Here is a 13580-nt window from a genome sequence, read left to right as displayed (position 1 = left end):
GCCCGACTAGTGGTATACGGGCTCGGCGCGCTTTCCGCGGCTGCGGCCGCACGCCCCCGCCCCACCTCGGCGTCCGCCCCAACCCCCGCGGGGAACGGGGCGGTTGAGCCTCCGGCGGAGCGCCCCTACGCCTCGCTGCCCGTCTTGCGGGTGTGCAACTGGCGCGCCACTTCGGCGATCGAACCGGACAGGGAGGGGTACACGGTGAACGCGTTTGCGATCTGCTCGACGGTCAGGTTGTTGTCGACGGCGATCGAGATGGGGTGGATCAGCTCGCTCGCGCGCGGCGAGACGACCACGCCGCCCACCACGATCCCGGTGCCCGGGCGGCAGAACAGCTTCACGAAGCCGTCCCGGATGCCCTGCATCTTCGCGCGCGGGTTGCGCAGCAGCGGCAGCTTCACCACGCGGGCGTCGATCTTGCCGGCGTCCACGTCGGCCTGGGTGTAGCCGACGGTGGCGATCTCCGGGTCGGTGAAGACGTTCGAGGAGACCGTCTTCAGGTTCAGCGGGGCCACCGCGTCACCGAGGAAGTGGTACATCGCGATGCGCCCCTGCATGGCGGCGACGGACGCCAGCGCGAAGATCCCCGTCACGTCACCGGCGGCGTACACGCCCGGCGAGGACGTGCGCGACACCTTGTCGGTCCAGATGTGGCCCGACTCCTTGAGCCGGACCCCGGACTCCTCCAGGTTCATGTCCTTGGTGTTCGGGATCGCGCCGACCGCCATCAGGCAGTGGGTGCCCGTGATCACGCGGCCGTCGGAGAGGGTGACCTCGACCCGGTCGCCCACCCGCTTGGCGGACTCGGCGCGCGAACGGCCGATGACGTTCATGCCGCGGCGGCGGAAGACGTCCTCCAGGACGGCCGCCGCGTCCGGGTCCTCACCCGGCAGCACGCGGTCGCGGGAGGACACCAGGGTCACCCGGGAGCCCAGCGCCTGGTACGCGCCGGCGAACTCGGCACCGGTCACACCGGAGCCGACCACGATGAGCTCCTCGGGGAGCTCCTCCAGGTCGTAGACCTGGGTCCAGTTCAGGATCCGCTCCCCGTCGGGCATCGCGTCCGGGATCTCGCGCGGGGTGCCGCCGGTGGCGATCAGCACGGCGTCGGCGGTGAGGATCGTCTCCGTGCCGTCGGCGGCGGTGACGATCACGTCCCGGGTGCCGTCGATGCCCTGCGGGCCGCCGAGCTTGCCGCGGCCGCGCATGACGCGGGCTCCGGCCCGGGTCACGGAGGCGGTGATGTCGTGGGACTGCGCCAGCGCGAGGCGCTTGACGCGCCGGTTCACCTTGCCGAGGTCCACGCCGACGACACGCGCGGCCTGCTCGATGTGCGGGGTGTCGTCCGCGACGACGATCCCCAGCTCCTCGTACGACGAGTCGAAGGTCGTCATGACCTCTGCGGTCGCGATGAGGGTCTTCGAGGGCACGCAGTCGGTCAGGACCGACGCCCCGCCCAGACCGTCGCAGTCGACGACGGTCACCTCCGCGCCGAGCTGCGCCCCCACCAGGGCTGCCTCATACCCGCCGGGTCCACCGCCGATGATCACGATCCGGGTCACGAAAAGTCCGCCTCACGTCTACCCGGCCGGCTGCCGCCCCGGCCGGTGTTCCGGGGGGTCTCCCCGGGGGATCCATTCCGTGCCCCATTGTCCCGCACGCATCAAGGTGCTCGCACCATCCGGACACCCCGGCCGGGGCGACCCTCCCGTACCCTCGACCTCATGTCGCTCTACGCCGCGTACGCCGGCAACCTCGACCCGCGGCTGATGACGCGCCGCGCTCCCCATTCACCGCTGCGCGGCACGGGCTGGATCAACGATTGGCGGCTGACCTTCGGCGGCGAGCAGATGGGCTGGGAAGGCGCCCTCGCCACCGTCGTGGAGGCCCCGCGCCAGCAGGTCTTCGTCGCGCTGTACGACATCGCCCCGCTGGACGAGGACTCCATGGACCGCTGGGAGGGCGTCGGGCTGGACATCTACCGCCGCATGCGGATCCGCGTCCACACCCTGGACGGCGAGGAGGCGGCGTGGTGCTACGTGCTGAACGGGTACGAGGGCGGCCTCCCCTCGGCGCGCTACCTGGGTGAGATCGCCGACGCCGCCGAATCGGCCGGCGCGCCGCACGACTACGTGATGGAACTCCGCAAGCGCCCCTGCTAGCGGCCGCCGGCCCGGGCCGGCCCCGCCGCACACGGGCCGCAGGGACGATTCGGCGGAAACGACAAGGCAACGATCCGAACACCGTGAGCTGCGCCATCTACGCGCGTAGGCGATAAGCGGCTACGCTCGTCCGCGTGAACGCATCTGTTACCGACCCCTTCACCGCCGCCGACGCCGCCGCCGCCCGCCTCCGCGAGCTCACCGGCGTCGAATCCCACGATGTCGCCCTCGTCATGGGCTCCGGCTGGGCCCCCGCCGCAGAGGCGCTCGGCGCCCCCGAGTCCGAGTTCCTCGTCACCGAGCTGCCCGGCTTCCCGCCCGCCGCCGTCGAGGGCCACGGCGGCAAGATCCGCTCGTACAAGATCGGCGACAAGCGCGCCCTGGTCTTCCTCGGCCGGACCCACTTCTACGAGGGCCGCGGCGTCGCCGCCGTCGCCCACGGCGTGCGCACCGCCGTCGCCGCCGGCTGCAAGACCATCGTCCTCACCAACGGCTGCGGTGGCCTGCGCGAGGGCATGGCGCCCGGCCAGCCCGTCCTGATCAGCGACCACCTCAACCTGACGGCCACCTCGCCGATCGTCGGCGCGAACTTCGTCGACCTCACCGACCTGTACTCGCCGCGCCTGCGCGCGATGTGCAAGGAGATCGACGAGACCCTCGAAGAGGGCGTCTACGTCCAGTTCCCCGGCCCGCACTACGAGACCCCGGCCGAGATCAACATGATCCGCGTCATGGGCGCGGACCTGGTCGGCATGTCCACCGTGCTGGAGGCCATCGCCGCCCGTGAGGCCGGCGCCGAGGTGCTCGGCATCTCCCTGGTCACCAACCTGGCCGCCGGCCTGTCCGGCGAGCCGCTGAACCACGAAGAGGTCCTCCAGGCCGGCCGCGACTCCGCCGCCCGCATGGGCACGCTGCTGACGCAGGTCCTCGCCCGCATCTGATCGGCACCCCCGACGATCGACGACGACGTACGAGAGGAAAGGCGGAAGCAGTGCAGGAACAGGACGACCTCCTCACCCGGGCCCGGGCCTGGCTCGCCGAGGACCCGGACCCGCAGACGGCGGCCGAGCTCGCGGCCCTGATCGACGCGGACGACACGGCCGAGCTCGCGGACCGCTTCTCCGGCACGCTCCAGTTCGGCACCGCCGGGCTGCGCGGCGAGATCGGCGCCGGTCCGATGCGGATGAACCGTTCCGTGGTCATCCGCGCCGCGGCCGGCCTCGCGGCCTACCTGAAGGACCAGGGCCACGACGGCGGCCTGGTCGTCGTCGGCTACGACGCCCGCTACAAGTCGGCCGACTTCGCCCGCGACACCGCCGCCGTGATGACCGGCGCCGGACTGCGCGCGGCCGTCCTCCCCCGGCCCCTGCCGACGCCCGTCCTCGCGTACGCCATAAGGCACCTGGGCGCCGTCGCCGGCGTCGAGGTGACCGCCAGCCACAACCCGCCCCGGGACAACGGCTACAAGGTCTACCTCGGCGACGGCTCGCAGATCGTGTCCCCCGCGGACACCGAGATCGCGGCGCGCATCGCGGCCGTCGGCGCGCTGGCCGACGTACCGCGCCCCTCCGACGGCTGGCTCCAGCTCGACGAGGAGGTCCTCGAGGCCTACCTGACCCGGACGGACGCCGTCCTCACCCCCGGGTCGCCCCGAGGCGTACGGACCGTCTACACGGCCATGCACGGCGTCGGCAAGGACGTCGTCATGGCGGCCTTCGCCCGGCACGGCTTCCCCACGCCGGTGCTCGTCGCCGAGCAGGCGGAGCCCGACCCGGCCTTCCCCACGGTCGCGTTCCCGAACCCGGAGGAGCCGGGCGCGATGGACCTGGCCTTCGCGAAGGCCGCCGAGGTCCAGCCCGACATCGTGATCGCCAACGACCCGGACGCCGACCGCTGCGCGGTCGCGGTCCCGGACAACGGCGGCTGGCGCATGCTGCGCGGCGACGAGGTCGGCGCGCTGCTGGCGGCCCACCTGGTCCACAAGGGCGCCCAGGGCGTCTTCGCCGAGTCGATCGTCTCCTCCAGCCTCCTGGGCCGGATCGCGGAAGCGGCCGGCGTCGGCTACGAGGAGACCCTCACCGGCTTCAAGTGGATCGCCCGGGTCAAGGGCCTGCGCTACGGCTACGAGGAGGCGCTCGGCTACTGCGTGGACCCCGAGGGCGTCCGCGACAAGGACGGCATCACCGCCGCCCTCCTGGTCGCCGAGCTCGCCTCGGAGCTCAAGGAGCAGGGCCGCACCCTGACCGACCTGCTGGACGACCTGGCCATGGCCCACGGCCTCCACCACACCGACCAGCTCTCGGTCCGCGTCTCCGACCTGTCGGTCATCGCCAACGCGATGGCACGGCTGCGCGCGGAGCCCCCGACGGCCCTGGCGGGCCTGCGGGTGGCCTCGGCGGAGGACCTGTCGGTCGGCTCGGCGGCACTCCCGCCCACGGACGGCCTGCGCTACTACCTCGAGGGCGACTACAAGGCCCGCGTCATCTGCCGCCCGTCCGGCACGGAGCCCAAGCTGAAGTGCTACCTGGAGGTCGTGGTCCCGGTGGCCGAAGCCTCCGACCTCGCGAGCGCCCGCACCCGCGGCCAGGAGGTCCTGGACGGCATCAAGAAGGACCTCGCGTCGGCCATGGGCCTCTGACCCGGCCCCGCCCCGCACACGACGACGGCCCCGCAGCCCAGCTGCGGGGCCGTCGTCGTGGGGTGGCCCGGCGAGGGGGGACGTAAGCGGCTTGCGGCACGGACCGGCCATCTCCCCCCGCGAGGGGCCGGGGGCAGGCACCCCCTTGGGCCGCCTCACAGCTGGTTTGGGGGTTTCCCGTCAGTCCCATCGTCCTTCCGTGTCGGGCCGGTCCCTCAAGGGCGCTCCTTCGTCGCGTCGCTACGCGATGGCCTTCGGCCACCCTTGACCGACCGACCCGCCCCGGAAAGACAAGGACTGCCGAGAACCCCCCAAAGAAACGGGACGGTCCAGAAGAGAAGCACTCCCGTATCAGCGATGAGACGAGGGGTCGGGCCCTGCCCGTGTCCCGCATGCGGGCCCCCAAAGACCCCCGGCCATCCACCCGGACGCGTCAGATCGCTACGCGCTCCCCATGGCTTAGCGTCCGACGACCGTCCGGGGCTGATACCTGCACCACATGTCGATCAGAGCCCCTTTCGGGGGCGGTGGACGCGTCTAATCGCTACGCGCTCCTCCTGGCTTAGCGTCCGGCCGCCGTCCTGGGCTGATACCCGCACGGAATGTCGATCCCAGCCCCATCGGGGAGCGGTGGGCGCGTCAGATCGCTACACGCTTCCGTCTGGGAGGCGTCTGCGGCCCTCCTGTGGTCATGCGGTCCACCAGGGAGGGGAATCACCCCTTTTGCCCTCATTTGGCGACCATGGATGAGACCTGAAAGGTCTCTGGCGGAGTCTGCCGTTGAAGAAGACAACGCCACACTCCGACAGACGGTCGAAGGCCCGTGAAAGGCCTCCGGAGAGCCGCATTTCTCCCTCAGAGCACCCCCGGGCCGCCGTCCGGATGTCTCTCAGCCGCAGACGGCCATCAGCCGCCGAGAAATGAGGAGCACGTAGCGATCTCACGCGCCCACCACCCCCTGGTGGCGCTCTGATCGTCATTTCGTGCAGGGATCGGCCCCGGACGGTCGTCGGACGCTATGCCGGGAGGAGCGCGTAGCGATCTGGCGCGTGGGGGTGGACCGCCGGGCGTCTCCGGGGGCCCGAATGCCGGGCGGGCCGACGCCCGCCTACCCCGCCTCATCGCTGATACGGGAGTCCTTCCCCTCTGGACCGTCCCGTTTCTTTGGGGGGTTCTCGGCAGTCCTTGTCTTTCCGGGGCGGGACGGTCGGTCAAGGGTGGCCGAAGGCCATCGCGCAGCGACGCGACGAAGGAGCGCCCTTGAGGGACCGTCCCGACACGGAAGGACGATGGGACTGACGGGAAACCCCCAAACCCGCCCTGATGCCGCCCAGGGAAGTGCCGCTCCCCGGCCCCCGGCCCCCGGCCCCCGGCCCTACAACGCCGTCGCCGACGCCGTCGCCGACGCCGATGCCGACGCCGATGCCGACGGCGACGCCAGGTCGCCCAGGGTCGGGGCCGACTCCGGGCGGGAGCGGACCGCGTCCGTGCACTCCCACGCGCGCGGCGGGTCCGCGTCCGGGCCGCCCAGGACCACCGGGCCTGGGCCCGCCGAGAGGGCGTCGCTCGCCGACAGGGTGCAGACGATCTGCGCCAGCGCCACCGGCGGGAGGTCCTCCGGCTTGCGGCTCAGCCGCAGCGTGCCCGCCGGGTCGCCCGCCCGTGCGGGGGCCGCCGACAGGCCGTCGGGGACGCTGGTGGTGAAGCCCGCGTCCCGTTCCTCCCCGGACGGCCTGCGTTCCAGTTCCTCCAGCAGGGCCTGCGCGACCAGCACCATGGGGTCCCGCGAGGCCCGCTTCTCCGGTACGGGGACCACCCGTTCCACGCCGACCAGCTGCGATCCGCACACCAGCTCCACCGTCGCGCGGAAGCCCTGGACCCCGCCGGCCCCCGCCGGCTGTCCGGCCGTCTCGCAGGACACCCGGGACGGCGCCGGGCCCACGTCGACGGGCACCGTCGTGGACCGGATCCCGCACCCGGACAGGGCGAGTGCCGCCATGGCCAGCGCCGCGGCCCTACCCCTCCGTGCCGCCACCGGCGATCACCTTCCCCACGTCCACCGGCAGCCGCAGCGTGAACACCGCTCCGCCCTCCGGTCCGTTCTCGGCCGTGATGTCACCGCCGTGGATGTGCGCGTTCTCCATCGCGATCGACAGGCCGAGCCCGCTGCCGTCCGACTTGGGCCGCGACGCGCTCGCCTTGTAGAAGCGGTCGAAGACGTGCGGCAGCACTTCCTCGGGGATGCCCGGCCCGTTGTCCTTGACCGCGATGACCAGCCACTCCCCCTCCACCCGCACCGACACCCGTACCGGCGAGCCGCCGTGCTTGAGCGCGTTGCCGATGAGGTTGGCCAGGATGACGTCCAGCCGGCGCGGGTCCAGCCGGGCCACGATCCCGCGTCCGGCGTCGAGTTCGACGGCGTCCAGCCAGGCCCGCGCGTCGATGCACGCCGTGACCTGGTCGGCGACGTTCACGTCGTCCAGCACCAGCCGGGCCGTGCCCGCGTCGAAGCGGGTGACCTCCATCAGGTTCTCCACGAGGTCGTTGAGCCGCCGCGTCTCGCTGACGACGAGCCCGACCGCCGGGGCGATCATCGGGTCGAGGTATTCGACCTCCTCCTCCAGCACCTCGGCGACCGCCGTCAGCGCGGTGAGCGGCGTGCGCAGTTCGTGCGACATGTCCGCCACGAACCGCCGGCTCGCCTCCTCGCGGGCGCTCATGTCGGCGACCTTCTTCTCCAGCGCCTCCGCCGTCCGGTTGAACGTCCGCGACAAGTCCGCGAGTTCGTCGGTCCCCGAGACGTCGAGCCGGTGGTCCAGCTCGCCCTCGCCGAGCCGCCGGGCCGCGTCCCCGAGCCGCTGTACGGGCTTCAGCACGGTCCGTGCCGCGCCCTGTGCGAGGAGCGCGGAACCGAGCAGCGCCAGTCCGGTCGCGATGGTCAGCGACCAGCCCAGCGCGTTGAGGTCGTCCCGTTCCGTGGCGAGGGACTTGTACATGTAGCCGGTGGGCCCGCCGCCCACGATCCGCGTGCCGCCGACCAGGTACGGGTTGCCCTGAGGCTTCGTCCGCTGCCAGTACATGTGGTACTCGGAGTCGTTGGCGGCGGTGGTCTTCTGCCGGTCGTTGACGGCGTGCTGGAGGGACGCCGGTACGTCGCCGAGACCGAAGGGGACCGCGCCCGCGGCGCCGGTCACCTTGCGCCCGTCCTTGCGTTCGTGGACGAGCAGCACGCTGTACCCGGGGCTGCTCCCCGCCATCAGTTCGGCGGTGTGCTGTATCTCCTCGGCCGTGGGCTCGGCGGGCAGTGCCGCGGCCCGGATCTGCATCTCCTGGCGGAAGTCGCCGAGGGCCGCGTCCTGGGTACGGGTGAGCACCGCCTCCCGGTTGAGCCAGTACGCGATGCCGGACGCGGACACCGCGGCCGTCAGCGCGACCAGCGCGAACACCACCAGCAGGCGCAGCCGCAGGCTCGTCCAGCGCCGGCCCGCGAACAGGGCCTTGGTCACTGCGGGGAGTCCAGCCGGTAGCCGACACCCCGGACGGTACGGATCAGCGTGGGCGAGGAGGGCACTTCCTCGACCTTGGCGCGCAGCCGCTGCACGCAGGCGTCGACGAGCCGCGAGTCACCGAGGTAGTCGTGCTCCCACACCAGCCGCAGCAGCTGCTGGCGGGAGAGCGCCTGGCCGGGGCGGCGGCTGAGTTCCAGCAGCAGCCGCAGTTCGGTCGGGGTCAGCTGGAGGTCCTCGCCGTTCTTCGTGACCGTCATGGCGGCCCGGTCGATGACCAGGGACCCGAAGACGGCGGAGTCGCTGGCCTCGCGCTCGCCCCGGCGCAGCACGGCGCGGATGCGGGCGTCGAGCACGCGGCCCTGCACGGGCTTGACCACGTAGTCGTCGGCTCCGGACTCCAGGCCCACGACGACATCGATGTCGTCACTGCGCGCGGTGAGCAGGATGATCGGCAGCTGGTCGGTGCGGCGGATCCGCCGGCACACCTCGAAGCCGTCGATCCCGGGCAGCATCACGTCCAGCACGATCAGGTCCGGCCGCTGCTCCCGGAGCAGTTTCAGGCCGTCCTCGCCCGTCGCCGCGGTGGCCACTCGGTGGCCCTGGCGTGACAGGGAGAGTTCGAGGGCCGTGCGGATGGCGTCGTCGTCCTCGATCAGCAACAGGAAAGGCACGGGCTCATTCTGTCCCATCGGCCGTCCGCAGTTCGACCGTCCGGAGGGGTGCAATCGCGCCACGCGCCGGCGTACCGGTGGCTGTGACAGGCCTGTGACAGTCGGCGGACACCCTGGTCATACCCGGCGGGCAGTCTTTTCTCATCGACACGACGGACCGAAGCAGACTCCACGACGGGGGGCGCGAGATGAACACGCTGCACAGCACCACGACCAGCGCGGTCGTCACGCGGCTGCACGATGTGAACCGCCGGGCGGGTGTCCGTACGGTGACGGTCGCCCGTCAGCGGCCGGCACACGTCACAGCCATTGACGCGAACCAGTACCAGGCGGTTCCCGCGCAGCGCGGCACGCCGTCCGCCACCTCGGAGGCCGAGTTCACCGCGTACGTCCAGGAGCGGCGGGCGGCGCTGTACGCGACGGCCTTCCACCTCACCGGCGACCGCCACGAGGCCGAGGACCTGTTGCAGAGCGCGCTGTTCTCCACGTACCGCGCCTGGGACCGGATCAGCGACAAGGCGGCGGTCGGCGGGTACCTGCGCCGCACGATGACGAACCTGCACATCAGCGCCTGGCGCCGGCGGAAGCTGAACGAGTACCCGACCGAGGAGCTGCCGGAGACGGCCTCCGACACGGACGCCATGCGGGGTACGGAGCTGCGCGCGGTGCTGTGGCAGGCGCTGGCCCGCATTCCGGAGCCGCAGCGCACGATGCTGGTGCTGCGCTACTACGAGGGCCGTACGGACCCGGAGATCGCGGAGATCCTGGGCATCAGCGTCGGCACCGTGAAGTCGAGCATCTGGCGCTCGCTGCGCCGGCTGCGGGAGGACGAGGTGCTGAGCTTCGGACGTGACGAGGCGGAGTCCTTCGGGGAGCTCGTCGCGTAACCAGAGACCATGGGGCCGGGGGGCCCGTCCTACGGGGGTGGGGCGGGGGCCGCAGGGGGAGAAGAGGCGGGATCAAGCGGCCGGGGGTCCGCGTGATCCCGCCTTTTCGCTTGTCCGGCGGGTTCGCCGCGCGTGTTCAGAGGGCGGTGGGGGTGCGGTGGCGGCCCGCCGCGGCGGCGGTGAGCCGGCCGAGGGCCTCGTCTCGGCCGCAGGCGTGGGCGCCGAGGGCCACGTGCCGGGCGACGATGCCGCGTTCGGCGCGCATCAGGCGGTAGCCGCGGCGCAGCAGGAACGGCAGGGACTTGCGGCCTTCGCGCAGGTCGCGGGCGAGGCGGCGGCGGAAGGTGGTGGAGGGCCGGCCGCGCAGGCAGATGGCGTCGGCGAGCAGGCCCAGTTCCCGGCAGCGGGCCGCGATGTCGGCGGCGAATATGCCCTCCGCGATGAACAGCGGGGTGCGGTCGATGTCGAGGGTCTCCGTGCCGGTCCGGGAGGACGTGGCGATGGAGTAGACGGGGACGTCCGTACGGCCCGTGGCGCAGAGTTCGGCGATGGCGGCGACGGCGGTGTCCGCGTCCCAGGACAGCGGGGAGTCCCAGTCGATGTCGGAGCTGCCCTCGACCAGCGGGAGGGTCGGGTCCGCCGCTTCCTTGTAGAAGTCGTCCAGACGCAGGACGGGGAGGCCCGAGCGGGCCGCGAGCCTGGACTTGCCGGAGCCCGAGGGGCCCGTCAGCAGGACGACGCGCGTGGGAAGGGAAGATGAACGGCTCACGGGAGACCAGTGTGAGGCATGACCGGAGGTATCGGGGCACCGGTGACGTCTCCTGCGACGGGCCTCACACACGCGGTTGGAATCCGGGATCCCGCCTCCACTACTGTGTGTGCGCACGCGACTACGACCACAGGCAGGAACCCATGGCACGTCACGCAGCATCCGAACCGTCTTCCCAGCGGCTCCGCGCAGCCGGCCTGAGCCTGTCCATGGCCGGGGCGGCCCTGGCCATGGCGGCCGGCGGGGCCCAGGCGGCCGAGACCCGCCTCCAGTCCGCGGAGACCGACCTCAAGGCGGCGGTGGCCGGGGTCGCCGACCCGATCGGGAACCTCAAGGTGAATCCGCTGGCCAGGACCGGGGTGGACCCCCTCGACAACGGGGTGGCGACGAAGGTCGCGGACTTCCCGGCCGTGGGGACCACGATGGTCACGGGGGTCCTGACGCAGGGTCCGTCGGTCAAGGAGCTGCCGACGGCGGCGGTGACCTCGCTGCTCGGGCCGGTCCTGCCCGGCTAGCGGGCGCGCGAAGGCCCTGGCGGCACGGGGGTCGCCGCCAGGGCCGGTCTCGCGCGGGCCGTTCTAGTAGGAGGAACCGCCGGAGCCCAGCGAACCCGTCGGGTGCCAGACCGTCTTGGTCTCCAGGAAGGCCGTCAGGCGGTGGGTGCCCGGGTCGACGGTCCAGTCGTCCACAGGCTGTGGACGCAGGACGCGCTTGAGGTTGTCCGCCGCCGCGATCTCCAGCTCCTTGGCGAGGGCCTCGTCGGCGCCCGCCAGGTCGATGGCGTTGACGTCCTGGTGGGCCGCCAGGTGGGGGCCCATCTCGGCGGCCTTGCCGGAGAGGATGTTGACCACGCCGCCGGGCAGGTCGGAGGTGGCCAGTACCTCGCCCAGGGAGAGCGCGGGGAGCGGGGACCGCTCGCTCGCGATGACGACCGCCGTGTTGCCGGTCGCGATGACCGGGGCGATCACCGAGACGAGGCCGAGGAAGGACGACTCCTGCGGGGCGACGACGGTGACGACACCGGTCGGCTCCGGGGTGGAGAGGTTGAAGAACGGGCCCGCGACGGGGTTGGCCCCGCCCGCGATCTGACCGATCTTGTCGGTCCAGCCCGCGTACCAGACCCAGCGGTCGATCGCCGCGTCCACGACGGCGGCGGCCTTCGACTTCGACAGTCCCTCGGCCTCGCCGACCTCCCGGACGAACTGCTCGCGGCGGCCCTCCAGCATCTCGGCGACGCGGTAGAGGACCTGGCCGCGGTTGTAGGCGGTGGCGCCGGCCCAGCCGCCGAAGGCCTTGCGGGCCGCGACGACCGCGTCACGGGCGTCCTTGCGGGAGGACAGGGGGGCGTTGGCCAGCCACTTGCCCTTCGAGTCCGTCACTTCGTACACCCGGCCGCTCTCGGAGCGGGGGAACTTGCCCCCGACGTACAGCTTGTAGGTCTTGAAGACGTTCAGACGCGTCGAAGTCTCGACGGCACTCATCAGCGCTCCCCCTTCGGGGTCGAGGGGGCGAGGTAGCCCTCCAGGCCGTGCCGGCCGCCTTCGCGGCCGTAGCCCGACTCCTTGTAGCCGCCGAAGGGCGACGTCGGGTCGAACTTGTTGAACGTGTTGGCCCACACCACACCCGCGCGGAGCTTGCCGGCGACCGCGAGGATGCGGGAGCCCTTCTCCGTCCAGATGCCGGCGGACAGGCCGTACTGGCTGTTGTTGGCCTTGGCGACGGCCTCGTCCGGGGTGCGGAACGTCAGCACGGACAGGACGGGACCGAAGATCTCGTCACGGGCGACGGTGTGCGCCTGGGTGACGTTCGTGAAGAGCGTCGGGGCGAACCAGTAGCCGGCGGACGGCAGTTCGCAGGCCGGGGACCAGCGCTCGGCGCCCTCGGCCTCGCCGGTCTCCGCGAGCGCGGTGATCCGGGCGAGCTGCTCGGCGGAGTTGATCGCGCCGATGTCGGTGTTCTTGTCGAGGGGGTCGCCCAGGCGCAGCGTGGACAGGCGGCGCTTGAGGGAGTCGAGCAGCTCGTCGTGGATCGACTCCTGCACCAGCAGGCGCGAGCCCGCGCAGCAGACCTGGCCCTGGTTGAAGAAGATGCCGGTGACGATGCCCTCGACGGCCTGGTCGACGGGGGCGTCGTCGAAGACGATGTTGGCGCCCTTGCCGCCCAGTTCCAGGGTGACCTTCTTGTCGGTGCCGGCGACCTGGCGGGCGATGGCCTTGCCGACCGCGGTGGAGCCGGTGAAGGCGACCTTGTTGACGTCCGGGTGCGCGACGAGCTCGGCGCCCGCGTCCCCGTAGCCGGGGATGATGTTGACGACGCCCTTGGGCAGACCGGCCTGGCGGCAGATGTCCGCGAAGAACAGGGCCGACAGCGGCGTGGTCTCGGCGGGCTTCAGGACGACGGTGTTGCCGGTGGCGAGCGCCGGGGCGATCTTCCACGCGAGCATCAGCAGCGGGAAGTTCCACGGGATGACCTGGCCGGCCACACCGAGCGGGCGCGGGTTCGCGCCGTAGCCGGCGTGGTCGAGCTTGTCGGCCCAGCCCGCGTAGTAGAAGAAGTGCGCGGCGACCAGCGGGAGGTCCGCGTCGCGGGTCTCCTTGATCGGCTTGCCGTTGTCCAGGGTCTCCAGGACGGCCAGCTCGCGGCTGCGCTCCTGGATGATCCGGGCGATGCGGAAGAGGTACTTGGCGCGCTCGGAGCCGGGCAGCGCGGACCACTTCTCGAAGGCCTTGCGGGCGGCCCTGACGGCGCGGTCGACGTCGGCGGCACCGGCCTGGGCGACCTCGGCCAGCACCTCCTCGCTGGAGGGGCTGACGGTCTTGAAGACCTTGCCGTCGGCGGCGTCGGTGAACTCGCCGTCGATGAAGAGCCCGTAGGAGGGGGCGATGTCGACGACCGAGCGGGACTCGGGGGCCGGTGCGTACTCGAAGAGGGATGCCATGGT

At 72.0% G+C, this 13580-nt stretch carries 12 protein-coding genes; 5 read left to right on the top strand and 7 right to left on the bottom strand.

Annotated features, from left to right (window positions below; all coding sequences use genetic code 11):
- Positions 1–125: 125 nt before the first annotated feature.
- On the bottom strand, positions 126–1565 hold the full coding sequence (locus tag ACZ514_RS06330) for an NAD(P)H-quinone dehydrogenase (RefSeq protein WP_388934469.1): 1440 nt from the start codon (positions 1563–1565) through the stop codon (positions 126–128).
- 162 nt (positions 1566–1727) lie between these two features.
- Here ACZ514_RS06330 and ACZ514_RS06325 point away from each other — a divergent pair, with 162 nt between their 5' ends.
- The 3 genes from ACZ514_RS06325 (at position 1728) to ACZ514_RS06315 (ending at position 4803) form a co-directional block, all read left to right on the top strand.
- Positions 1728–2165 (top strand): gamma-glutamylcyclotransferase family protein, encoded by a 438-nt coding sequence (locus ACZ514_RS06325; RefSeq protein ID WP_125603982.1) that lies wholly within the window; start codon positions 1728–1730, stop codon positions 2163–2165.
- A 134-nt stretch (positions 2166–2299) separates the two neighbouring features.
- Positions 2300–3106, top strand: a complete 807-nt coding sequence (locus tag ACZ514_RS06320; protein WP_469124247.1) for a purine-nucleoside phosphorylase — start codon at positions 2300–2302, stop codon at positions 3104–3106.
- Positions 3107–3156: 50 nt separating this feature from the next.
- On the top strand, positions 3157–4803 hold the full coding sequence (locus tag ACZ514_RS06315; RefSeq protein WP_468169962.1) for a phospho-sugar mutase: 1647 nt from the start codon (positions 3157–3159) through the stop codon (positions 4801–4803).
- A gap of 1375 nt (positions 4804–6178) precedes the next feature.
- On the opposite strand, the gene ACZ514_RS06310 is transcribed toward ACZ514_RS06315, so the two are convergent.
- Genes ACZ514_RS06310 through afsQ1 form a run of 3 tightly spaced genes read right to left on the bottom strand, consistent with a single transcriptional unit; the run spans position 6179 to position 8983 of the window.
- Positions 6179–6838, bottom strand: a complete 660-nt coding sequence (locus ACZ514_RS06310; protein WP_469124246.1) for a hypothetical protein — start codon at positions 6836–6838, stop codon at positions 6179–6181.
- Positions 6819–8309, bottom strand: a complete 1491-nt coding sequence (locus ACZ514_RS06305) for a sensor histidine kinase (RefSeq protein ID WP_469124245.1) — start codon at positions 8307–8309, stop codon at positions 6819–6821. Before ACZ514_RS06305 ends, ACZ514_RS06310 begins: the two co-directional genes overlap by 20 nt.
- Positions 8306–8983 (bottom strand): two-component system response regulator AfsQ1, encoded by a 678-nt coding sequence (afsQ1, locus tag ACZ514_RS06300; protein WP_180291024.1) that lies wholly within the window; start codon positions 8981–8983, stop codon positions 8306–8308. The genes ACZ514_RS06305 and afsQ1 overlap by 4 nt, the downstream gene beginning before the upstream one ends.
- Before the next feature lie 188 nt (positions 8984–9171).
- Between afsQ1 and ACZ514_RS06295 the strand changes: the two genes are divergently transcribed.
- On the top strand, positions 9172–9870 hold the full coding sequence (locus ACZ514_RS06295; RefSeq protein ID WP_469124244.1) for a SigE family RNA polymerase sigma factor: 699 nt from the start codon (positions 9172–9174) through the stop codon (positions 9868–9870).
- Between the two features lie 136 nt (positions 9871–10006).
- Here the strand turns inward: ACZ514_RS06295 and ACZ514_RS06290 are convergent, their stop codons facing one another.
- Complete coding sequence (locus ACZ514_RS06290) at positions 10007–10639, bottom strand: uridine kinase family protein (protein ID WP_388934492.1); 633 nt, start codon at positions 10637–10639, stop codon at positions 10007–10009.
- Positions 10640–10782: 143 nt separating this feature from the next.
- On the opposite strand from ACZ514_RS06290, the gene ACZ514_RS06285 reads away from it, so the two are divergent.
- On the top strand, positions 10783–11154 hold the full coding sequence (locus ACZ514_RS06285; protein ID WP_469124243.1) for a hypothetical protein: 372 nt from the start codon (positions 10783–10785) through the stop codon (positions 11152–11154).
- A gap of 63 nt (positions 11155–11217) precedes the next feature.
- Here ACZ514_RS06285 and ACZ514_RS06280 read toward each other — a convergent pair whose 3' ends face one another.
- Together ACZ514_RS06280 and ACZ514_RS06275 are read right to left on the bottom strand one after the other, a co-directional pair.
- On the bottom strand, positions 11218–12120 hold the full coding sequence (locus ACZ514_RS06280) for an aldehyde dehydrogenase family protein (RefSeq protein WP_469124242.1): 903 nt from the start codon (positions 12118–12120) through the stop codon (positions 11218–11220).
- Positions 12120–13577: an aldehyde dehydrogenase family protein gene (locus ACZ514_RS06275; protein WP_468169978.1), complete on the bottom strand. Its 1458-nt coding sequence runs from the start codon at positions 13575–13577 to the stop codon at positions 12120–12122. Before ACZ514_RS06275 ends, ACZ514_RS06280 begins: the two co-directional genes overlap by 1 nt.
- Positions 13578–13580: the final 3 nt, after the last annotated feature.

The organism is Streptomyces sp. NPDC034086 (assembly GCF_055575515.1).
This window is presented reverse-complemented; position numbering and strand designations above follow the sequence as displayed.

What these genes read in the sequence shown, in the direction of transcription:
- ACZ514_RS06285 (WP_469124243.1), top strand. Translation starts at nt 10,783, where the DNA reads ATGGCACGTCACGCAGCATCCGAACCGTCTTCCCAGCGGCTCCGCGCA.
- ACZ514_RS06275 (WP_468169978.1), bottom strand. Translation starts at nt 13,577, where the DNA reads ATGGCATCCCTCTTCGAGTACGCACCGGCCCCCGAGTCCCGCTCGGTC.
- ACZ514_RS06325 (WP_125603982.1), top strand. Translation starts at nt 1,728, where the DNA reads ATGTCGCTCTACGCCGCGTACGCCGGCAACCTCGACCCGCGGCTGATG.
- ACZ514_RS06280 (WP_469124242.1), bottom strand. Translation starts at nt 12,120, where the DNA reads ATGAGTGCCGTCGAGACTTCGACGCGTCTGAACGTCTTCAAGACCTAC.
- ACZ514_RS06295 (WP_469124244.1), top strand. Translation starts at nt 9,172, where the DNA reads ATGAACACGCTGCACAGCACCACGACCAGCGCGGTCGTCACGCGGCTG.